The sequence below is a fragment of the Gardnerella sp. KA00771 genome (assembly GCF_049244045.1).
GTDB classification, from domain to species: domain Bacteria; phylum Actinomycetota; class Actinomycetes; order Actinomycetales; family Bifidobacteriaceae; genus Bifidobacterium; species Bifidobacterium swidsinskii.
Map to the genome: position 1 here is coordinate 567,288 of NZ_CP058368.1, position 23,000 is coordinate 590,287.

The 23,000-nt window shown below is 39.8% G+C and carries 18 protein-coding genes; 12 read left to right on the forward strand and 6 right to left on the reverse strand.

Annotated features, from left to right (window positions below):
- The first annotated feature begins 52 nt into the window (after nucleotides 1–52).
- The 3 genes from HXT57_RS02550 (at nucleotide 53) to HXT57_RS02560 (ending at nucleotide 2,800) form a co-directional block, all read left to right on the forward strand.
- Nucleotides 53–1,561, forward strand: coding sequence for an L-serine ammonia-lyase (locus tag HXT57_RS02550; protein WP_004110820.1), 1,509 nt, complete (start codon nucleotides 53–55; stop codon nucleotides 1,559–1,561).
- A 280-nt stretch (nucleotides 1,562–1,841) separates the two neighbouring features.
- Nucleotides 1,842–2,249, forward strand: a complete 408-nt coding sequence (locus tag HXT57_RS02555) for an FKBP-type peptidyl-prolyl cis-trans isomerase (RefSeq protein ID WP_004107148.1) — start codon at nucleotides 1,842–1,844, stop codon at nucleotides 2,247–2,249.
- 71 nt (nucleotides 2,250–2,320) lie between these two features.
- Nucleotides 2,321–2,800: a GreA/GreB family elongation factor gene (locus HXT57_RS02560; protein ID WP_004110818.1), complete on the forward strand. Its 480-nt coding sequence runs from the start codon at nucleotides 2,321–2,323 to the stop codon at nucleotides 2,798–2,800.
- A 127-nt stretch (nucleotides 2,801–2,927) separates the two neighbouring features.
- Here HXT57_RS02560 and lexA read toward each other — a convergent pair whose 3' ends face one another.
- A complete protein-coding gene (lexA, locus tag HXT57_RS02565) occupies nucleotides 2,928–3,602 on the reverse strand; it encodes a transcriptional repressor LexA (protein ID WP_102155756.1) in 675 nt (224 codons plus the stop codon).
- A gap of 217 nt (nucleotides 3,603–3,819) precedes the next feature.
- Between lexA and HXT57_RS02570 the strand changes: the two genes are divergently transcribed.
- Both HXT57_RS02570 and nrdR read left to right on the forward strand, forming a co-directional pair.
- Nucleotides 3,820–4,197 (forward strand): LysM peptidoglycan-binding domain-containing protein, encoded by a 378-nt coding sequence (locus HXT57_RS02570; protein WP_012914030.1) that lies wholly within the window; start codon nucleotides 3,820–3,822, stop codon nucleotides 4,195–4,197.
- Nucleotides 4,198–4,429: 232 nt separating this feature from the next.
- Complete coding sequence (gene nrdR / locus HXT57_RS02575) at nucleotides 4,430–4,885, forward strand: transcriptional regulator NrdR (protein WP_012914031.1); 456 nt, start codon at nucleotides 4,430–4,432, stop codon at nucleotides 4,883–4,885.
- Between the two features lie 61 nt (nucleotides 4,886–4,946).
- Here nrdR and HXT57_RS02580 read toward each other — a convergent pair whose 3' ends face one another.
- Nucleotides 4,947–7,223: a HelD family protein gene (locus tag HXT57_RS02580; protein ID WP_076002773.1), complete on the reverse strand. Its 2,277-nt coding sequence runs from the start codon at nucleotides 7,221–7,223 to the stop codon at nucleotides 4,947–4,949.
- Between the two features lie 341 nt (nucleotides 7,224–7,564).
- Between HXT57_RS02580 and HXT57_RS02585 the strand changes: the two genes are divergently transcribed.
- Entirely contained in the window at nucleotides 7,565–8,521 is a 957-nt protein-coding gene (locus tag HXT57_RS02585; RefSeq protein WP_012914033.1) for a nucleoside hydrolase, read from the forward strand.
- A 130-nt stretch (nucleotides 8,522–8,651) separates the two neighbouring features.
- Nucleotides 8,652–10,055: an MFS transporter gene (locus HXT57_RS02590; protein ID WP_012914034.1), complete on the forward strand. Its 1,404-nt coding sequence runs from the start codon at nucleotides 8,652–8,654 to the stop codon at nucleotides 10,053–10,055.
- 171 nt (nucleotides 10,056–10,226) lie between these two features.
- Here the strand turns inward: HXT57_RS02590 and HXT57_RS02595 are convergent, their stop codons facing one another.
- Together HXT57_RS02595 and HXT57_RS02600 are read right to left on the reverse strand one after the other, a co-directional pair.
- Complete coding sequence (locus HXT57_RS02595) at nucleotides 10,227–10,406, reverse strand: hypothetical protein (protein WP_041160484.1); 180 nt, start codon at nucleotides 10,404–10,406, stop codon at nucleotides 10,227–10,229.
- Nucleotides 10,407–10,476: 70 nt separating this feature from the next.
- Nucleotides 10,477–11,403: a hypothetical protein gene (locus HXT57_RS02600; protein WP_012914035.1), complete on the reverse strand. Its 927-nt coding sequence runs from the start codon at nucleotides 11,401–11,403 to the stop codon at nucleotides 10,477–10,479.
- Nucleotides 11,404–11,657: 254 nt separating this feature from the next.
- On the opposite strand from HXT57_RS02600, the gene HXT57_RS02605 reads away from it, so the two are divergent.
- On the forward strand, nucleotides 11,658–13,100 hold the full coding sequence (locus HXT57_RS02605) for an MFS transporter (protein ID WP_041160485.1): 1,443 nt from the start codon (nucleotides 11,658–11,660) through the stop codon (nucleotides 13,098–13,100).
- Nucleotides 13,101–13,254: 154 nt separating this feature from the next.
- On the opposite strand, the gene hrpA is transcribed toward HXT57_RS02605, so the two are convergent.
- A complete protein-coding gene (gene hrpA, locus HXT57_RS02610) occupies nucleotides 13,255–17,340 on the reverse strand; it encodes an ATP-dependent RNA helicase HrpA (RefSeq protein WP_421779736.1) in 4,086 nt (1,361 codons plus the stop codon).
- 62 nt (nucleotides 17,341–17,402) lie between these two features.
- Entirely contained in the window at nucleotides 17,403–18,101 is a 699-nt protein-coding gene (locus tag HXT57_RS02615; RefSeq protein ID WP_116994811.1) for a class I SAM-dependent methyltransferase, read from the reverse strand.
- Between the two features lie 264 nt (nucleotides 18,102–18,365).
- Here HXT57_RS02615 and hflX point away from each other — a divergent pair, with 264 nt between their 5' ends.
- The 4 genes from hflX to HXT57_RS02635 all read left to right on the forward strand — a co-directional run bounded on the left by hflX (nucleotide 18,366) and on the right by HXT57_RS02635 (nucleotide 22,995).
- Complete coding sequence (gene hflX / locus HXT57_RS02620; RefSeq protein ID WP_119504550.1) at nucleotides 18,366–19,820, forward strand: GTPase HflX; 1,455 nt, start codon at nucleotides 18,366–18,368, stop codon at nucleotides 19,818–19,820.
- A gap of 143 nt (nucleotides 19,821–19,963) precedes the next feature.
- Nucleotides 19,964–20,926, forward strand: a complete 963-nt coding sequence (locus tag HXT57_RS02625; protein ID WP_004107125.1) for an L-lactate dehydrogenase — start codon at nucleotides 19,964–19,966, stop codon at nucleotides 20,924–20,926.
- A gap of 125 nt (nucleotides 20,927–21,051) precedes the next feature.
- Entirely contained in the window at nucleotides 21,052–22,536 is a 1,485-nt protein-coding gene (locus HXT57_RS02630) for a sensor histidine kinase (protein WP_004110792.1), read from the forward strand.
- 186 nt (nucleotides 22,537–22,722) lie between these two features.
- A complete protein-coding gene (locus HXT57_RS02635; protein ID WP_004110789.1) occupies nucleotides 22,723–22,995 on the forward strand; it encodes a WhiB family transcriptional regulator in 273 nt (90 codons plus the stop codon).
- Nucleotides 22,996–23,000 lie beyond the last annotated feature (5 nt).

Here is a 23,000-nt window from a genome sequence, read left to right on the forward strand (position 1 = left end):
TCGACGTGAGCTTAATGATGCTTACAATAGATACGTGTTTAGTATTTTAGAGATGTTTTCAGTAGGCGTTGGTCCTAGTTCATCACATACAGTAGGTCCTATGCGAGCTGCGTGTTCGTTTGTTTCATCGCTTAAAAAAAGTGGTAGTCTTGCAAACGTTGCGCACGTAAGTGTGACTCTTTACGGATCACTGTCTTTAACAGGTCTTGGTCATGGCACTGATCGCGCTTGCGTTGCAGGTCTTGAAGGAAATCTTCCAGATAATGTAGACACTGATCATATGCTTACTATTCGTCAGGAATGCAAAAAAACTGGCACTTTAACGCTCGCAGGTGAACATACTATTGCTTTTGATTACGATAAGGACGTAATTTTTGAAAAATGGATGCGAATGGTTGTTCATCCTAATGGAATGCGTTTTGTTGCAATTGATTCTGACGGAAATAAAATCGATGAGCAAGTTTGGTATTCAATTGGCGGCGGATTTATTCGTCAAGGGTGTGCAGATGATGCAATGGTTGGCTTGCATGAGCGTGTTACCGAGCAAGATGAAAATAATGCCAATAAGAATGGTGTAAGCGAGAATAATAGCGAAAGTAATAACGGAAATAGTAGTGATAATGCTGCAAGCTCTTCAAATCAAACAAAAGATTCCACTGTACCTTATCCTTTTACTTCATGCGACGGGCTTATAAATATTTGCCGAGAAAAGCATATGTCAATAAGCGATGTTGTGTGGCAAAACGAGCTTGCATTGCATGAAGGTGATGCTGACTACGTGCGCAACTATTTGCTGCATGTTTGGAAAGTTATGAGTAAATGTGTAGAAAACGGATGCAACTCAAAGCAACCGATTTTGCCAGGAGGTCTTGATGTGCCTCGCAGAGCTCCTCACATGTATGAGCGTTTAGCTGCAAATTCAGACATGCTTCGCAACAATCGTCGTCGTTCGGATGCTGCTTTAGAAAGTTCAGACTCTGCGTGGGTTAATCTTTTTGCGCTCGCTGTTAGTGAAGAGAATGCTGGTGGTGGGCGTATTGTTACTGCTCCAACGAATGGTTCTGCAGGAATTATTCCTGCAGTATTGCAGTATTATTGGCGATTTGTTGATTCTGCTAATGAAGATGGAGTTGTGCGATTCTTGCTTGCTGCAGGTGCTGTTGGTTACTTATTTAAGCGAAATGCTTCAATTTCTGGAGCTGAAGTTGGTTGTCAAGGAGAGGTTGGTTCTGCTTGTTCGATGGCTGCTGCAGGATTGTGCGAAGTGTTGGGAGGGACCCCGGAACAGGTTGAAAATGCTGCAGAAATCGGTATAGAACACCATTTGGGATTAACTTGCGATCCTGTAGGCGGTTTGGTACAAATTCCTTGTATTGAGCGCAATGCTATGGCTGCAAATACAGCAATTAATGCTGTTCGAATGGCAATGCTTGGAGATGGCTCGCACATGGTAAGCCTTGACAAAGCGATTAAGACTATGAAAGAAACTGGTCATGACATGATGTCTAAATATCGCGAAACCTCAAAAGGTGGGCTAGCTGTAAACGTTGTTGAGTGCTAATTTGCTAATATTTTTGCATTAATTCGTTGATGTTTTGAGATTAATTTTTGCTAAGTTATACACAATGCGTATATTTCATGTACATACGTAACGTTTCAGTGCTAATCTAGGACAGGTTAATCTAGGAAGTGTTAGTCTAAACTGCATTTATTCGAATGTGCATTTACTTAAATGTACTATTTAAAATGCGCTGCTTTAGTAATGCAGGATGGTTAAAAGCTGTCTGTGTAGATGTTATACTGTTCAGATTATACTGTTTGGAGTTTGTAAAGGAGGAAATATGGCACAAGATATGCCAGAAGTGATTGCAGAATTTGGCACTACGCCAACGGTGACGTTCCCTGAATCTGAACCGCCAGCAGGCCTTAAAGTTGTTGAATTAGTTGAAGGTAATGGTCCTGTAGTTCGTGCAGGTGACACTGTAACTGTGAATTATCATGGTGTGGTTTGGGGTAGCGACAAGCCATTTGATTCAAGCTTTGCTCGTCATACTCCAGCTAGTTTTGGTATTGGTGTCGGTCAAGTGATTCAGGGCTGGGATCGTACTGTTCCAGGTCATAATGTTGGATCTCGTTTGTTGATTTCTATTCCTCCAGAGTATGGTTATGGCTCTCGTGGCATACCGCAAGCCGGTATTGGCGGCGGAGACACGTTGGTATTTGTTGTTGATATTATTTCAACTCGTTGATAGAAGAGCGTGAATTTTATTTACGAGCGCATAGTTTTTATTTTTAGAAATTGTTGTATAAGGAGGTAGCAATGGCTGAAGAAAAAACTATTTTACTTACGCAGGAAGCGTATGACAAACTAAAAGAAGAGTTAGCACATCGTGAAGGTGAGTATCGAGAAGAAATCACTGAGCGTATTGCTGCAGCTCGTGCTGAAGGTGATTTGTCTGAAAATGGTGGTTATCAGGCTGCTCGTGAAGAGCAAGGAAAGAATGAAGGTCGCATTAATGAGCTTATTGTAAAGCTTCGTAATGCGAAGATTCTTGAAGCACCGAAGGATGGCACTGTTGGCAATGGTTCTTTGGTTACTCTTGAGCTTGCAGGTCGAGAAATGACTTATGTTCTTGGTTCTCGCGATATTGCTGTAGCTACGGATTATGACGTTATTAGCCCGGAATCTCCAATTGGGGCAGCTATTATGGGTGCTCATGCTGGTGATACTGTTAGCTATGCAGCTCCAAATGGACGTGAAATTTCAGTGACAATTAAGGATTCGCATCCACTTGCGTAAGTTGCGTAAGTTACATGATTTTCATAATCTGCATAAGTTGATTTTATAAATATTATTCTCCCCACTTAGTCCATATTTTGAAATAAGTGGGGAGAATATTTTTTGAGGGGTTGGTGGGTAAGTTCTATTATATTTTTCGCAAAACTGTAACAACTTTTCCCATAATAGTTGCGTGTGATCCGTCAATAGGAGAGTAAGCCGGATTATGTGGAATAAGCCATACGTGACCGTGGTCATTTCTGAAAGTTTTAACAGTTGCTTCGTTATCTAACAGTGCTGCAACAATGTCTCCATTTACAGCCTCATGCTGCTCTCTAACTACTACATAATCGCCATCGCAAATAGCGGCGTCAATCATCGAATCGCCGTGTACTTCAAGCATAAAAAGATTTCCTGTACCTGTAAGACGTTCTGGCAATCGCATTACATCTTCAATATGCTGTTCTGCTGTTATTGGAGCTCCTGCTGCGATTCTTCCCACTAGAGGAACATCTCTAGAATTTATAACAGAATCAGATTCGTATGCGCTAATATTGGCAACTCTTGAAGAATTTTTATTAATTTTGTTATTTGAATTCTTTTCAACAATTGAATTATCAAGAATTTCAATAGCGCGACCTTTATTTGCATTAATTCGCAAAATCCCTTTATCTTCAAGTGTTCGCAATTGATGTTTCACAGAAGATGGGCTTCTAAGTCCAACTGCTTCTCCGATTTCGCGGAAAGAAGGAGGGAATCCATGAATTTTTATATTGTTTTGGATGGCATTGATAATATTGCGTTGGCGGTCAGTAAGTGACATTGCGCTAATATCGCTAGCATTAATGCCATTGTTATCGTTATTTGTGCCATCGTTATTCATGGTGCTCCTTTCGCTTTTACTATTTTAACGCACTTTCTTAAAAAAATCAAACATCTGTTCGACACGCCGTTGCAACTATCGAACAAATGTGTCATTATTAATACATCTGTTCGATAGAACAAATGTACAGTCGATTAAGGAAGGAGAAAGGATAATTATGAGTACGTCATTAATTAGAAGTGGCAGGGAAGTTAGAGTAGGTATGCAAGAAAATACTTATTTGATTCGTAAACGCTGCGTTTCTAATAAGCATGCGCGCAAAACTAGAGTTTTTCGTGTAACTGTACTTTTGATGACAGCAATAACATTCTGTACATTGTTTATGCCAAAGACTGCTGTTTCTGCAATACCTGAAAGAGTTGTTACATATACAGTTCGTCCTGGAGATACGTTATGGAATTATGCTGCTACTATTACTCCTAAAAACGGTGATATATCAGATAATGTAGAGCGTTTAATGGCTTTAAATCATCTTTCTTCTGAAGATTTGGTTATCGGACAGTCTATTAATGTTCCATTAAATGATGCTCAATAGTTGATTGAGTGCAAATAGTATGAAAATGGGGGAAATATGAGAAGGGAAAATATTACTATATTTGAAATTGAAACTGATGAGCTAAGTTTTACTGAAAATGATGATGTAATATTCAGTGTGTTTTATGGAGTATTTCGGATTATGGACAATAAAATCGTATAATATTCGGAAATATTTGAATAAAGTGAATAATATTATGTAGTTTTTCGCTATTTTTTAGTATGCTGAATATATGCATTGTCCTTTTTGTAAGAATTCTGATACGAAAGTTATAGATACTCGTATCAGTGAAGATGGTTACTCTATTCGCCGTAGACGTGAATGCCAAGTTTGTGGTAATCGATTTACTACGGTGGAAACAACTCAGTTGCTTGTAATGAAGCGTTCAGGCTCTATTGAACCTTTTGATCGGGCAAAAGTTGTCGCCGGTGTTAGCAAAGCATGTCAAGGACGTCCCATTAATGCTGAAGCGTTAAAGACAATTGGTATGCGAGTAGAAGCTGATTTGCGAGCACGAGGTTTAGCGCAAGTTACATCTGAAGAAGTTGGCAAAGCTATTCTTAAGCCATTGCGTGAATTAGATGAAGTTGCATATCTTCGTTTTGCAAGTGTGTACCAAAACTTCGCAGGTCTTGAAGATTTTGAACATGCCATTGAAGATTTAAAGCGCAGTAAAACAGAAAAATAATAATTTTATCGATTATTGTTACAGAATATCTATTCCCTGCGCTTTTGCATTATTTTGAGTTCTATTTCTCAAAATTTGCGTCATCTGCAGTGCGTATTATATGCAATTTTTGAGTTGGTCTAGTCATTGCAACATATAGATTGGCTGCAGCAGTTAGTCTAGATGCTGCTTCCTGCTCAATCTGAGAAGGTTGCAACACTATGACAGCGTCATATTCAAGACCTTTTACTTCCTCAGCTGTGCAAACGCTGCATTGGCAATCATCGGCATTTTGTTTGTTTAACTGATTCCATAATTTTTCAGGTAATGCATGTTCTAATGCTTGATTTACAACCTTTTTAGCATGGCTAACCATACTGTTAGGAGTAATGATTGCAATACGACCACTACCATCATCAGAGACAAATTTTTCGAATAGTTTTGTACAAGATTCTGCAAGTGCAGTATCGAGTTCATCTTGTGATTCAACCGTTTGTGATACGAGTGAATCAGGTACTGAGCGAACTGCATGAACAGTAGAAATGTATAATCCTGAATCTGTTGCAACTTTGCTTGCTGCTTCAGAAACTTCACTAGGATTTCGATAATTAATTGTTAACTCGTAAAGATCCCAATTTGGTTCTCCAAATAGAGAATTCATATTCTTCTGCCATCTGTGAGTTCCTCCGAGCGCAGAAGTTTGTGCAACATCGCCAACAATAGTAAAGGAGCGTGAAGGACAACGACGAATAAGCATTCTCCAATCCATTGCTGTAAGCTCTTGAGCTTCATCGACAACTACGTGACCATATGTCCACTCGCGGTCAGAAGCTGCTTTACGGGCAAGCATTCCTGCATCGTCGCCTTGCAGATTATCAAGAAGCATATCGGCAGTTACTATGCCATTTCCAATACCAGCTTGTGCTAAAGTGTCAGCTGCAAATTGTTGTTCTTCAAGTTTTTTTGCTTGTGCTGCAGATCTTTGAGCGTCAAGTTTTGGATCAGGACCGAGCAATTCCATAGCTTCATCAAGTAATGGAATATCAGAACGAGTAAGCGGGCTGCCCTTTGGTCTAGTAAGTGAGTTAATGTCTTCGTCGCTTAACCAAGGTGCGTATGTGCGTAATTTGTCAGGTTTAGCAAAAAGTTGGTCAATGAGCCATTCTCCAGTCATAGGTAACCATGCAAGATTTAAAGTAATGCGCAGTTTATCGTCAAGACGAAGTTGAGAAGTTATATCGTTTAATTCAGCTTGATCTGGAACATAATCAAGTTTTTCCAAATAACGATTTTTCAATATGCTGAGCACGGTTTTTATAAAAGTATTTCGTGCCTGGTTATGCGGCTGGTGAGTCCGTTGAGCATCTGATTGAGCTATCTCAATATCTTCTTTTAGAAGAGGAATACTAAATCCTCCAACATGAATTGTTGGAAGATTTTTAGGAACGCGAATACGAGCGGCAATTGCATTCGCAATAACTGTTCGCATACGATACATTCCTTTTAATTTTGCTGCGTATGGAGAATCTTCATCTGTAGCACAAATTCCAGGAATTAAGTCGGAAATAGTTCTACTTACTACACCTGTTTCACCAAGAGAAGGGAGTACTTGATCAATATAACGCAAGAATGCCGAACTTGGACCAACAATAAGAACTCCTGAACGCTCAAGTTTGCGCCTGTGAGTGTATAACAAATAGGCTGCTCTGTGCAAAGCAACAGCTGTTTTTCCTGTGCCAGGACCTCCCTGTACAACAATAGTGTGATCAAGAGGAGCGCGAATAATTCGATCTTGTTCTGCTTGAATAGTGGCAACAATATCAGTCATTTTGCCGGTTCTGCGAGAACCTAAAGATGCGAGCAGTGCTCCTTCACCAGTAAGAGTACCTTGTTGTGAAGCTTTTCCTATTTCATCAGAATGTATGTCAAGTACTTCATCTTCAACACCAATAACGTCTCTGAAACGGAGTGTAATATGACGACGCATAACAATATCGCCATGATGCGAAGGGGTTGCCTCATAAAAAGGTCGTGCAGCTTCAGCGCGCCAATCTGTAAGAATAGGATCATGGTTTTCGCTAAGCAAACCAATGCGACCAATGTATCGCCTAATGCCTTCTGTGTTATCAAGTCTTCCAAAAACAAGACGATCTTCAACAGCTCGTAATTGTGTAAGACGATCTTCGTACATGGTTGCGAATGAGTCGCGCTCTGTGCGCTGTGTTGGTGAACCGTGCGAACCTGACGCGCGCACAGCGTCTAAGCGCGCGCGAATAGTATTACGCAAATCATCTAGACGGCTATAAGCTCGGTCAACAGCTTGTTGTTCTTCGCTAAGTTGTGAGGAATAGGTAGACATACGCTTCCATTCTTCGTAAAATCTGCAGCCAAATCAAAGCCAATTTTTAGGCATTTAAGTGTATCTCGAGGCATAAACCACTGATTTATTTCGTGTTGTAATCTAAATTAAAACAAGCTAAAAGCTTAGCGAATAATTGCGTTTTATTTTGCCGCAAAAATATAATCTAAACATATGTTTATAAGGGTTGATTTTGAATTATAGAGAGATAGAATTCTTGAGTTGTGAAGCATAAAACGATGAGGTTGACGCCTACTAGTTTGTTGCAACTTAGAAATAAACAGAATGGCTTACTGCATCACTGTTGATGTAGCGAGTTTGTAATCAGAAAGGTAGTTCACATGAAGAAGCTTATTCTTGATTTGGATACTGGTGTTGATGATACCTTAGCAATTTCTTATGCTCTTGGTAGCCCTGAGGTTGAGCTGATCGGTATTACTGGTACGTATGGCAACGTTTTAATGGAACAGGGCGTTCGTAATGCTCTTGCTATAACAGATTTATTTGGACATCCAGAAGTTAAAGTGTATCGTGGTTTGCCGCATGCGAGCAAGAAAGATTCGTTTGAAGTTCTGTCTATTTCTGCATTCATTCACGGTGACAATGGTATTGGCGATGTTGTTATTCCAGATTCAAAGCGTGAAGCTGAGTCTGAGCCAGCTGTTGATTTCATAATTGATTCAGTTAAGACTTATGGCAAGGATCTTATTTATGTTCCAACTGGTCCTATGACAAATATTGCTGCTGCATTGCATAAGGCTCCAGAAATCAAAGATGAAATTGGTAAGATTGTTCTTATGGGCGGTGCTCTTACAATTCATGGAAATGTAACTCCTTGGATGGAAGCAAATATTTCCCAAGATCCAGATGCAGCAGACGTCCTATTCCGTTCTGGCGCCCCTGTAACAATGGTCGGTTTGGATGTGACTTTGCAAACCTTGCTTACCTATAAGGAAACGCAACAGTGGCGTGACCTTGGTACAAAGGCTGGCAAGTTCCTTGCAGATATGACCGATTTTTACATTAAGGCATATGAAACAACGGCTCCACACCTTGGTGGCTGCGGTTTGCACGATCCGTTGGCTGTTGCAGTTGCTGTTGACCCAACGCTTGTTACAACTCTACCAATCAACATGCAGGTAGATGTTGAAGGCCCAACTCGTGGACGCACAATTGGTGATGTTACGCGCTTGAATGACCCTGTTAAAACAATGCAAGTTGCTGTTGGTGTTGATGTTCCACGATTCTTGAACGAGTTTATGACGCGCATTTCTGGCTTGGCAAAAATCGCTGGATGAGTGTGGATTTTACGAGTTTTAGCTCCGCTTTTTGTTGTTCGACACGCCGTAAATCGCAACATTTTCCGCAATATACGACGTGCCTTATTTACCAATGTAGAAACTAAAAATATTAATTGATTGGATTATTATGACTGAGATTGCAAAATTTAGCGCGGTAGACCCATACGAGGATCCAAAAACCCGCGACAAAGTGGCGATTTACTCGCTAATTTTACTTCTTATAACCTTTATTCTTGGAACATTGTGTTTGCAAGGATTTAATCTGGTATTCGATCAGATTGGTAAAGCTGTTGGTGCTCCTAATCAAGCTTCTCTTATTACGAGTTTGCCAATTATTGTTTTAGGCATTGTGTGCTTTATTTACGGTTCTTTGGGTGACTTTGTGTCGCTTCGTAGACTCATAACAATCGGACTTGTAACACTGTTTGTTGGATCCTTGTTCGGTTTTATTGCAAACTTCTTCTTCACTCCAAACTTGTGGACTGTTATTATTGCGCGTATTTTACAAACCGCTGGCGAGCAGGTAGCAGGTTCTTCCTTCCTTGTTATTGCAACTAAGTATTTGCGCAACGATCTTAAGGTAATTTTCTTTGGACTCTTTACTGCAGCTTATCAGCTTTCTGCTTCTATTGGCGTTTTTGCTGCTGGTGCTCTTAGCTCTATTGCTTGGCAGTATTTGTTCTTGATTCCTGCAATTACTATTCTGTTCTTGCCAGTTCTTGTTAAGTGCTTGCCTACAAAGAACGGTATTGGTGGGAAGATAGATAAGCTTGGCTTTACAGTGTTTGGTATTGCTGTTGCATTGCTGACTTTGTTCTTCTCGTACAAGGCATGGGGATTGTTGCTTGGATCCATCGTGCTGTTTGTTGTGTTTGCTGGCTATATTATGAAGGCAAAGAACCCGTTTGTAACTCCTGCATTCTTTAAGAATAAGCGTTGGCTTTCGGGCATTGTCTTAATATTCATCTTCTACTTTACTAACTATTGCATGCCTCCAATTTACAATGTGATTGGCGGTGCTTTGTATCATATGAGCACTGAGGCAGTTTCTTCCTACCTTGTATGGGCATTCGTTGTAGCAGCAGTGTTTGGAACATGCTCTGGGACAATTATCGGTTTTATTGGACGTAAAGCTGGCATTATTATAGCTGCTGTTCTTATGATTCTTGGATGGGTTGGAGCTGCTGTATTCATCAATTGCGGATTCCTTGTTCTAACTTTGTGCGCATGCGTTTACTACGCTGGTTGCGGACTTATGTATTCGCCAATCGTTTCAACGGTTCTTAGCGCATTGCCTGTTGAAGAATCGGGTCGTGGATGCGGTATGAATGATTTAGTTATGAATGTTACAGCATCAATCGGTATTTCCATTTTCAGCGGTTTCTTTGGCGGAAACTTGCTAAAAGGATTCTCTTTTGCTGGAATCCAAGGCTTAGGTGCAGGTTATTCTAACTTGCTTATGATGGGCGCTATTGTAGCCTTTATTGGCTTAGTAGTTTACATTGCTCGTAGTCTTATGGTTAAAGAGTAATTATTATTTACTCAATATGTTAGTGGCCACTAGCTTGCAGTCGTGTTGGGCTGATTGGTTAGTGGCCATTTTTGTATTACTTTGCTTGCACGCTATCAAATCTTTTTCATACGCTGAATACTAATCTTTTGATATTGTATTGGTGAAGCTTATTTCTAATGATTATTTAAATTAATTACCGTTATAGCCAAAATCCTCACTTTTTAATACTTCTTTCCACCATGATTCTCTGCCTAAAACAAAATCATCATCAACTTTCGCATTAAAAATTAAATCTGTAATAAGTGAGTCTTTGTTGTTTTTGTTAAATATAGAAGCAGTTAATTTGTAATCTTTAACCAATTGTGCCAAAAATTAGGCATTTAAGTATACCTCGAAGCTTATACACCGAGATTGTATTCCTATATTGATCTAACGAATATTATTTGCGAGGATCTCCGAACCATGCAGAATAAATCAATGAAAAATTGCGATTTCCATATGCTGAGCACGAATTTCCTTCGCCGTATCCAGCTTTTAACGATTCTATATTTGGCTGATAAGGAGTATAGATATAAAGTAATGCAGTAGCCTTATTTTCGATATAAACATTGCTAGATCCGCATGATTTATTTGGCGAATATTGAATTGTGTTAATCGTGTTAGGGTGGTAGTTATATTGATCGTTATGAAGAAGATAATATCTATATCTTCTTGCGGAACCAATTACTTGTTTAAAGAATCCTGCAAAACGTGGGTTGCAATGAGAATCATCTGGACAATCTAATCCCATAGCTGATTTGTATTGGAAATCGCTAGGATCAGTGTCTGTTACAAGATGTTGTTCTTTTTGCAGCATGGTAAGTAATACTCGTTGACTGATATGACATGCTTTTGCTGATTTGTATATTATGTCTGCAGAAGATTCTTTGCTTACACTTTGATACTTTGAGCATAGTGAATCGGCAGGAATAGTGTGAGTATTAAAGTACGCATTTTTTAAGCAATTTTTACCAGTGCATTTTGCTCCTTTTTTGCGTATAAAATTGCGTACTTCGTCTTTACTCATTGCGTTATCGTCAAAAAATTGAGAATCAGAAATAATATTGCCTGGATTAAAATCGAAGCGTGACACAAGTTGTTCTTGTTTGTTGCGAAGATTAGAAACAGTCTGTTCCCAACGTATCCACTGAACAACAGGAATGATAATAGCAATGCCTATGACAGCAATAATAATGTTTCGTAAAATTTTATTGGAGTAAAACTTATGCTTTAATGAACTGTTGTTTTTATTGTGATGAGCACCACTATTATGTCCACTATTTAGGTTGACATGAATAGAATCATGTTTCTTTCTTCTCTGCACCATGTTTCCTCCTACTTAGCTTGTTACATTATAAGTGATATGCGAATCATTTTATTATTGTGATTATTTTTTAAAATTGTTCCTAACTTTTATTGTTGATTGTAACTATCAAACTGTAGAATTATCCGATTGAGTAGCTACGCGCGAAGAATTTGTTGCGATTAACTTTAGATTGTTAGAGCAGATTGATTTATTTGCAGTAGTTTTCTGCATAAATATTTGGAATTATTAGGCTGTTGTAGGGGAGTAAGACGGTGATGATTGGGACTAAACGATTTGATTGTTCTTCTGTGGATCCTTATGATGACCCAGAAAAGCGCGATAAGGTTGCTGTTCGTGCGTTAATACTACTGCTTATTACATTTGTTATTAGCACCTTGTGCTTGCAAGGTTTCAATCTTGTTTATAAACAAGTTGGTATAGATGTGAAAGCTGTTGATCAAGCGCCTCTTATAACTGGTTTACCTGGCATTATTTTAGGAATTGTATGCTTTATTTACGGTTCTTTAGGCGACTTTGTGTCATTAAAAAAGCTAGTAACTATTGGATTAACATCTTTGTTTATAGGCTCAGTTTTTGGATTTGTAGCTAATTCTTGTTTTGAGCCAAATTTGTGGACAGTTATTGCTGCTCGTATTATGCAAACAACTGGTGAACAAGTAGCAGGTTCATCATTCTTAGTAATTGCAACAAAATATTTGCGAAATGATTTGAAAGTTATCTTCTTCGGATTATTTACAGCATCGTACCAGCTTTCTGCATGTATTGGAGTGTTTTCAGCGGGATTGTTAAGCTCTATTGCTTGGCAATATTTATTCTTAATTCCAGCATTAACTATTCTAATATTGCCGGCATTATTGCATTATTTACCAACAAAAAACGGCAATGGTAAAAAAATTGATGTTGTTGGTTTTACAGTCTTTGGATTTGCTGTTGCATCTCTTACATTGTTCATTTCATACAGAAACTTGTTGATGCTTATTTCAGCAATTATATTGTTTATAATTTTTGGTATTTACATTAGTAAAGCTAAAGAGCCGTTTGTTACACCAGCTTTCTTTAAAAATATTCGTTGGCTTTCTGGCATAATTTTGATGGGCATAATATACTTCACAAATTATTGCATAAGCCCACTGTTCAATAGAGTTGGAAAAACTTTGTATAACATGACTACTTCACAAGTAGCTTCTTATTTAGTTTGGGCTTTTATTGTTGCTGCAATATTCGGTTCATGCTCAGGCTTAATAATTAGTCGTATAGGAAGAAAAACAGGTTTATTATTAGCAATATTGTTTATACTTTGCGGATGGATTGGTATTGCAGTATTAATAAATTCTGGATTCTTGGCTATAGCTTTGTGTGCATGCATTTATTATGCAGGTTGTGGAATGGTGTATTCTCCACTGGCCTCAACAATTCTTTCATCTCTTCCAGTTGAAGAATCTGGCAGAGGGTGCGGAATGAATGATTTAGTTATTAGTGTTTCTGCGTCTGTTGGTGTAGTAATTTTTGACGGAATATTAGATAAAAACATGCTGAGTGGAAATTCTATAACGGGTGCTTCTGGTATTTCGTCTGGATTTGCAAACATATCTCTTATGTGTGCTGCTGTTGCATTATTAGGAATTATCGTATTTACATTCAGAAACTTTATTACTAAAGAAAGCAATGCAATTGAAGTAAACGAAGATCAAGAATAAGACCAAAATAATAGTAAAAGCAAAAGCAATAGAATTATAATTGGCAATAGCTTAGCAACTGTGCAAATAAAGTTTGTTTGCAACGTTATGAGCAATATTGTTTACAACATTGCAAGCGCTAAGAAAAAATATATGCATATATGCGAAACAGCTTTCACCTTCCGCCAATCATCTTTCGCATGCGTTGTATGCTAATCGGATATGCAGTTCCCAATTCTTGCGCCCAAAGAGATACATAGAATTCTTCGCACATCCAACGTAATTTCTCAGCGATTATTTGTGACTCGTCATGTGCTGGTCCTGATGGGATTTTCTGAGCGTCTTCTTGAGCTTTTACTACAAGCTTATGTGCTTCATCTGCCTGCCAAGCCCAACGTACGTCACGGTTTTTGTCTGCCTTAGCTTTAGTAAGACGAATCACGTCTGCATGCAAGTAGCGTTCAATACGAGGCAGAGAATCAGATGGAGTTTTGGCAATAAACCCTCCGTATACAAGACTTGCAGTGTGTTCGCGGATTGATTGCAACACTGAAAGCAACGGCAAATCAGCCTTGCCAGAAACAGCTTTACTTGATTCTGCTTGACGCTTCAATATTGCGATTACATCGTGCGCTATATCGTATACTGTGTCCTCGTATATTTCAGATACGTTTGCAACAGTTTCGCGTAATAAATTGTCGTCAGTAATATTATCTGTGTCCGCAATTAGTCGTTTTACTGCAGCCATTTGCAAGTCTTCTGCTAAAGCGTTAGAAGTTGAATAAGGTGCAGCTGCGAGCATTAAAGATTCAGCGCCAAGCCAGCGAGAAGTAATACGCTTATTGTCTAAATGCAGCATATTCAATGCACTTTGCCAAACCATTTGTGCGCGCGAAAGATTTGTAGCACCAGATTTGTGTAATAAATCTGCTCGTTCAATTACATTTCCGGCTTGTGCAGCTTTATTTGCTTTGAAATTTACAACTTCTCGTGCAGATTCTTGTGCTTCTTTTGCAAAACGCTGTTGCAATGCAATTAATGATTTGTCGGTTCCAAGAATAGTAGGTTTTACGCGATTAGAGTACTTGTTACGACCTGCAGGTTTATTGCGATTTTCGTTAGCTTTTCTCTCTTCAACACTAAACGTCATGCGCAAGTATGGTGAGAGTTTGCTTATTTGCTCGTCGTCGAAAACTTCAGGATGTATTTGCGCTCCAACTACACAAATTGCAGCTTTAGTGAAAACTTCTCTAAAATCTTGCCATTCGCTTTTTATATTGCTTTCTGTTTCTCCAGTCCCAGGAAGCTCGTCGTAATGTTCGTCAATCCAAGAGCGAATTTTTTGAGCAGTATCAGGAGCTGGAACAAACTGTACTCGTAGAGCTTTAGGCAAAGATTTAATCATGCCAATAATAAGCTCATCTAATAAACCTGGAACATTCCAAGTAAATTCTTCAGGAGTTAAGCGCGAAAGTACGTAAAGCGGCACATGCACAGTTACGCCGTCCAAAGGATTAGCCGGATCATACACATAACTTAAACGCAACCTTATAATCTGACCATCTGTACCAACTGTATCCCAATGGTCAGGATAGTCAGCTAAATCAGTACTTTGCGTAGTTTGTAAACGTTCAACTTCATCGGGATTAAAGTCTAACTTGTGTGGATTTTCTTCGCGGTTATCTTTCCACCATTTTGCAAGAGCTGCAATAGTAGTTGCTTCTTGAGGAATGCGAGTGTCGTAAAAAGTAAATAAATCTTCGTCGTTTACAGTTTCGCTTATTTGACGAGTGCGATTTGCTTGATTATCTGCATCTTCAAGCACATTGTGATTATTTACAATAAACTCATCGTGTGCAAAACGCTGTTGCACATCTGCTTCAACTAAGCCTTGACGAATCATAATCGTTCGAGCTTCGTAAGGATTAATTCTAGTCCATTGAACTGTGCGATCTTGAACAATAGGCAATCCGTATAGTAATACTTTAGATTTTGCTACAGCAGCACCTTTAGAAGCACTCCAATGAGCGTCAGAATACGTGATTCTAGTAAGATTTTTAGCAAGAGGCTCGGCCCAAGCAGGATCGACTTGTGCGCAATATCTTGCCCAAAGTCTAGATGTTTCAACTAATTGCGTACACATAACCCATGAAGGAGTTGTTTTCGAAACAGATGAAGCTGGGAATATTGCGAATCTTCCTCCGCGTGCGCCTTGATAGTCGTTTTTAGCCATTTTTTGAGCGCGTTTCATAGCTCGAATTTTTGCTGATCCATGCAAATTAGCAAAATCTGAAGCTTTTGGTTCACGCACTACTTGCATTCCCAACATAGAAAGCAATCCTGCAAGCATCGACGAGTGTATTCCTTGCGAATCCCAAGAGCAGCACAAGCTGTGAGCAGCCTGTTGATTATTAGGAAGCTGACGAATTTCCAAAGATACTCTTTTAGATGGAATAGGCTCGCCAACTTTATAATGCAACTCTTTACACAAGTCTTGAAGTTGATTAACTAAATCTTTCCACTGTTTTAAACGCAAAAAGTGGAAGAATTCCGCTTTACAAAGTTTGCGAAGAGCATTATTGCTCATATTTCCGTCTGCTTGGAAAATATAATCCCAAATATTTAAAGCAGTTAAGAAATCGCTTGTTTCATCCGCATAACGATTATGAAGTCTATCCGCTTCTTCACGCTGTTCTTCGGGGCGCTCGCGAGGATCTTGCAAACTCAAAAACGCAACAATTACCAGCACAGCTGCAAGAGTATTCGGAGTTGTTTTATGCGCCGCTTCAATAATCATGCGTCCTAAACGAATGTCAATCGGCAATTTAGAGAGCTCGCGGCCAATATGAGTTAAAGTGATGAAACCTGATTTTCTACTTATTGCGCCAAGCTCGTTAAGCTCATTAAAGCCGTCGCTTACTGCTTTCATATCAGGAGGGTCAATAAAACCGAAATTTGTAATATCTTCGCCAGTTTTAGCAACGCCTACTGAAAGCATGTGCAATACTACTGCTCCAAGCGAAGTGCGAAGAATCTCAGGATCGGTAAAACGAGGGCGAGTTTCGTAATCTTCGCGCGAGTAAAGTCTAATAGCAATTCCGTCCGCGATTCGTCCGCATCGCCCAGAACGCTGATCTGCGCTCGCTTGAGAAATTGGCTCTATAGGAAGTCTTTGCACTTTTGCAGACTTAGAATATCTGCTAATTCTCGCAAAACCAGGATCGACAACGTATCGAATCCCAGGAACAGTAAGCGAAGTTTCAGCAACGTTCGTAGCAATAACAATGCGTTGATGAGAGTGATGTTCAAATACTCGATGCTGATCTTTTGCAGAAAGACGCGCAAAAAGCGGCACTATTTCAATAGCATCAGCTCGCTTCATATCACTTGCTCGAGTGCCAAAATATGAGCGTAATCCTGCTTCAAACTCTCGAATATCGCGCTCGCCAGAAGCGAAAACCATAATGTCGCGCGCGCCTTGCTCGTGGTTTGAATGAATCACTAATTGAGCACATGCGCGAGCTACTGCAGATGTCATATCTTCATCTGTAATATCGTCTCGATTATTTTCGTTAGATTGGCTTTCTGCAACAGTTTCCTCATCCATTGTTATGTCTGCAAAGCCGGGGACGTGTTGCATAAGTGAAGGCGCGGATCCAAGCGGCTCATAAAGAACTCGCACAGGGTAAGTGCGTCCAGAAACTTCAATAACAGGAACTTTTATGTGTAAAGCTTGCTCAAAATGTTCACGGAATTTTGCAGAATCTATTGTTGCTGAAGTAATAATCAGCTTCAAATCGCGTCTTTGCGGAAGTAAAGTCGTTAAATATCCTAGCAAAAAGTCAATGTTAAGACTGCGTTCGTGAGCTTCGTCAATAATAATCGTGTCGTATTTAGTAAGAAGAGGATCTCGCTGAATTTGCGCAAGTAAAATACCGTCAGTAACAATTCGAAGCTTTGTTTTAGGTGAACTTTCGTCGGTAAATCGCACTTGATAGCCGATTTCTTCGCCTAGTTTTACTTCCATTTCGTTTGCGATTCGCTCAGCAACAGTGCGTGCAGCTAAACGGCGAGGCTGAGTGTGCACGATTTGCTTACCTCTTCCGCCTCTTCCAAGCTCAAGCACCATTTTTGGGATTTGCGTAGTTTTACCGGAGCCAGTCTGTCCGGAAACAATCACGACTTGTGAAGACTTAATTGCTTCTATTATTTCGTCGTGTGCTGCGCAAATAGGAAGCTCAGCAGGGTAGTCGAATTTCATAGTGTATATTTCTTTTCGTAGATTTTTGCTTTTTAGTACTTCTTTAGTATTAGTACGTTTTATTATTTCGTTTTTATTACTTCTATAATTCGGTATCCTTTAGAACTTGCATATTTTTCAACGTTGTAGTTTTCGCCAAGATTTGCAGCAAGCCAAGGAATAAGTGAGTCTGAGCCAAGATTTTTTTGCACAACTAAGTAAGCTGCTCCTCCTACTTTTAAACGCGGAATCCAAGTCATCAAAATGTCGTGCAACATTTCTTTTCCAACGCGAATTGGGGGATTGGACCATATGAGATCAAAATTATTAAATTCCAAAGTATTATTTTCTTTTAAAGCGTCATCTACTAAAGAAGTGCGAATATGCTTTAAGCCAGCGTTTTTTGCGTTTAGCTCAGTAAGCTCTAGCGCGCGCTCATTTACATCTACAGCTACAATCTCAGCTTCTGGAGATTCTAAGCCCATTGCAATGCTGATAGGCCCCCATCCGCATCCAATATCAAGGAATTTGCCATTTTCCGGTGGTTTTGGAGCATGTTTTAGTAGCACAGACGTGCCTAGATCAAGCTTAGAAGCACTAAATACTCCGTTTGAAACTTGTACAACAGTTTCATGATTTCTCAAAGTTACATGTAACGTTCTTCGCTCATCGCAAGATGATGGTGTTGCAGAAAAGTATTGTTCGCCACTGATTTTTTGCGTTTTTTCTGATTTTGGTGATTTGGTTTTATCGTATTGTTTAAATTGTTGATGACTGTCCATGATTTCGCTCAAAAATACCGTATTTCGCCTATAAATTTAGATTTATTAATATACTTTTTTCTATTGTATCTTTATTTACATATCATACATATATGTTGTGTTCATATATTGTCGTCTCAAGTTACCATAATAAGACAAACGTTGTAAAACGCTATTTACAATGAAATAGAGGAGGGACAGTTGGCGGATAGTAATGTGGCATCCGGGCGAGATGATGTGCTTAATTCAAACGATTTTTCCTCCCTCGAAAATGATTCTAATAATATGAATGAGCATAATCTCACCAATAATGCAGTGCTTTATGCTCATTCGGATGTGCTTCTAGACACTACTTCTGACAGTGAAAAGCATGATGAAGTTTGGCAGGAGCGTGAATCTCGTAATGCTTTAAAGCGAGTAGCTGGTCTTGGCGAATTACAAGATGTTACCGAAGTTGAGTATAGAAAGCTTCGTCTTGAGCGCGTTGTGCTAGTAGGAGTGTGGTCTAGCGCAAAAGGAACTCTTGCTCAAGCTGAAGAATCGTTGCGTGAGCTTGCAGCGTTGGCACAGACTGCTGGTGCTGTTGTTTGCGATGGCATGTTGCAACAAAGATATAGGCCGGATGCTGCAACTTATGTTGGTTCAGGTAAAGCGCGTGAGCTTGCAGCAGTAGTTGCTCAGCATGATGCGGATACGATTATTGTTGACGATGATTTACCTCCTAGCCAGCGTAGAGCTTTAGAAGATGCGACTAAAGTTAAGGTTGTCGATCGCACTGCTGTTATTTTGGATATTTTTGCTCAGCACGCTACAAGCCGTGAAGGTAAAGCTCAAGTTGAGCTTGCTCAATTGCAATATATGCTACCTAGGTTAAGAGGCTGGGGTGCTGCTCTTTCTAGGCAGGCTGGTGGTAGAGCTGCAGGAGATGCTGGTATTGGTTCTAGAGGTCCTGGCGAAACTAAAATCGAAATGGATCGTCGAGCTATTCGCAATCGTATTTCTAAACTTCGTCACGATATTGCGAATATGGCACCTGCGCGCGATGTAAAACGTGGTTCTCGTAGACGACAAGATATTCCAACTGTAGCTGTTGTTGGATATACGAATGCTGGCAAGTCGTCTATTATAAATCGCCTTACTGGATCACAAGAATTAGTAGAAAATGCACTGTTTGCAACTCTTGATACTGCAGTACGTCGTTCTCAAACTCAAGATGGTAGAAGCTATACTTTGGTAGATACTGTTGGTTTTGTTCGCAGACTTCCAACTCAACTAGTTGAAGCATTTAAATCCACTTTGGAAGAAGTTGGACAAGCAGATGTTATTTTACATGTAGTTGACGGTTCGCATCCAGATCCTATTTCGCAAATTAATGCAGTAAACGAAGTTCTCGCTAATATTTCTGGTGTAGAAGATATACCTCAAATTATGGCATTGAATAAATCAGACATGATGAGTGATGCTGCGCGAGAACGTTTTTCTTCTCTTTATTCTGATGCCGTTATTGTTTCTGCATTTAGTGGCGAAAATTTGCAAATATTGCGCAATCGTTTAGAAGAATTGTTACCGTCTCCTCGTGTTCGTGTAGATGTAACTTTGCCGTACGAGTTTGGTGGATTATTATCAAAAGTTCGTGAAAATGGTGTAGTTGAAAAAGCAGAATATGTAGATTCGGGGGTTGAACTTATTGCTTGGGTTGGACCATCGTTAGCTGCAAAACTTATGAAAGTAGCGTTGTAATAATAAATTCCGGTGGTGCGATTAGAGTAAAGGTGTTCATACCAAAAGCTCTTAATGTGAGAGCAGCCCTTAGTAATGCATAAATCGTGGTATTTTGTGTGCTTATAAGGGTGTGATAGGTTGTTGAAAAGAGGTTTTTGCTCATGGTGAGTTCGCAGGTTAAGCCAACTAAGCTTGCAATTATTGGTGCCGGCGCGGTCGGATCTACTCTCGCTTTCGCTGCTGCTCAGCGTGGTGTTGCGCGTGAGATTGTGCTTGAAGATATTGCTAAGGAACGTGTTGAAGCTGAAGTTTTGGATATGCAGCATGGTTCTAGCTTCTATCCTGCAGTTTCTATTGCCGGTTCTGACGATGTGGAAATTTGCCGTGATGCTGACATGGTCGTGATTACTGCTGGTGCTCGCCAGAAGCCAGGTCAGACTCGTTTGGAGCTTGCAGGTGCCACTATCAACATCATGAAGTCAATCATTCCGAACGTTGTGAAGGTTGCTCCTAACGCAATTTACATGTTGATTACTAATCCTGTTGATGTTGTTACGCACGTTTCTATGAAGCTTTCTGGTCTTCCAGCAAACCAAATGTTTGGTTCTGGTACCAACCTTGATTCCGCTCGTCTTCGTTTCTTGATTGCTCAGCACACTGGCGTTAATGTTAAGAACGTTCACGCATACATTGCTGGCGAACACGGTGACTCTGAAGTTCCACTGTGGGCTTCTGCAACCATTGGTGGTGTTCCAATGTGCGATTGGAACGCTCTTCCAGGTCATGAGCCACTTGATGCTGCTAAGCGCGAAGAAATCCATCAGGAAGTTGTTAACGCTGCTTACAAGATTATCAACGGTAAGGGTGCAACAAACTATGCTATTGCTATGTCTGGTGTAGATATTGTTGAGGCTGTTCTTCGCGATACTAACCGCATTCTTCCAGTGTCTTCTTTGCTCGATGACTTCCACGGCATTTCTGATGTGTGCATGTCTGTGCCAACATTGCTTAATCGCAATGGTGTAAACTCTCGTCTAAACACTCCAGTTTCTGATCGTGAGTTGGCTGCTTTGAAGCGTTCTGCTGAAACTTTGCGCGAAACTGCTGCTAAGTTTGGTTTCTAGTTTTAAAGAGTAATTTATAAATTATTAAACCGCTTCTTCTTTTAATTGAGGAGGAGCGGCTTTTCTTATTTAAAACAACAACATACCTCACAGAATTTTCTGTGAGTTCGATATATTATTACATTATGGCTGATTTTTCTAACATTCTTGCTACTCGTCCTGATTTTAATGACAGTGATCGTGAGTGGCTTCACCATTTGGTGGTCGATTGGCAGGTTATTGCAGATTTGAGTTTCGCAGATTTGCTGCTGATTATTCAAAATGGTGACGGTGATTATGTTGTTGCTGAACAATGTCGTCCTTCAACAGCTATTACTTTGCGTACTGATGATTTGTTAGGTAAAAAATTAGATGATTCTTTAGTGCCTGAGCTTAATGAGGCGATGAAATCTGAGACAAGTTTCCACTCTTCGACCTTACGTTCTATTGGTAGAGCTACTGTATGCTACGTTTATGCTCCAGTTCGTCATAGGGGTAAAACTCTTGGATTGGTTATGCGCGAAACTAATTTGGCAACGCGTGAATCTAATGGTCGTTATGAAACTGAAAGTATTAATGCTGGTAAGACTTTATTTGACATGATTCCTCGTGAACAATTCCCATATCGTGAATCTGTATTAAATCAACGACATAATGCTCGAGTATCCGATGGTTTTATTGTGCTAGAAGACGATGGAATAGTTCGTTATGCTTCCCCTAATGCCATTAGTTGTTTCCGCAGACTTGGCGGATTAAACACTATGCAAGGTGAATATTTAAGCGAATTTGGCACTAGGTTGTTGCATACGAACGATAATGTTCCCGAAAGTTTACCTCTTGTATTAACTGGAAAAGCTGATGTAGATTGTGAACTTGAAGCGAACCATTCTATAGTTTCCATGCGCTCCTTGCCTCTGTGGGGTCCAAATAATCGTGTTGGAGCTGTAGTGTTATGCCGTGATGTTACTGAAGTTTTGCGGCGCGAACAAGAATTGCGTACTAAGAATGCCACTATTTCTGAAATACATCATCGCGTAAAAAACAATTTACAGGCTGTTTCTGCTCTTTTGCGTTTGCAAGCTCGTAAAACAAAATCTATTGAAGTTAGAAAAGAACTTGAGGAAGCTCAACGTCGTGTGCAAACTATAGCACTAGTTCATGAAGGCTTGAGTCAAACTGCTGACGAAATTGTTGATTTTGACAAAGTTATTTCGAGTTTGTTGAAGATGTCAATTGAGTTGGCATCTCAGAATCAAAATATCGATATTGATTTTGTTGGAAAATTTGGCAGATTAGCAGCTCAGGATGCTACACCATTATCTCTTGTTTTAACTGAGCTAGTGACGAATGCAGTTGAACATGGTTTTGAAGGTCGTGAAAAAGGTCATATTCGTATTGCAGTTGGTAGGGGCGGAGACAATCTTAATATTGTCGTTGAAGATGATGGAGATGGTATAGATAGCGAGTCTTCTCATGGAATGGCTAAACCATCTGGCTCTGGCCTTGGAACGCAGATTATAAACACATTTGTCACTAACGATTTTGGTGGTACAGTTCGTTGGTCTCCTCGAAGAGAGGGCGGAACTAGGGTAGTGTTAGACATTAAATTGCGCGTATCTGGTATTGAGTAGCTTTAGTAAAAATTGTTTTCCAACGTGCATTAAATGTTATACATTTAGTGTAAAAAGTACAGGAACAATTAAAATTGCTAATAAAGATGCAAAATACCTTGAAAAAACTTTCTTTTCATGATTTCCTTACATTCAGGGGAACTTCTAAAGCTCACCGTTGTAGGTAAGAAATGAGGATAATAATTCATGAGCAACTCGTTTGATTGGCGCACAACAGCAGCATGTAGTGACAAAGATCCTGAACTGTTCTTTCCTCTTGGAAGTGCTGGTACAGCAGTTCAACAGCTTGAAGAAGCAAAAGCAGTATGTCGCTCATGTGATGTTGCAACAGAGTGTTTAAAATGCGCATTAGAAACTAACCAAGATTACGGTGTGTGGGGAGGATTAAGCGAGGATGAGCGTAGAACTCTAAAGCGTCGAGCAATGCGCGCACGTAAAAATCAAGATGCGTCACTATAGATAAT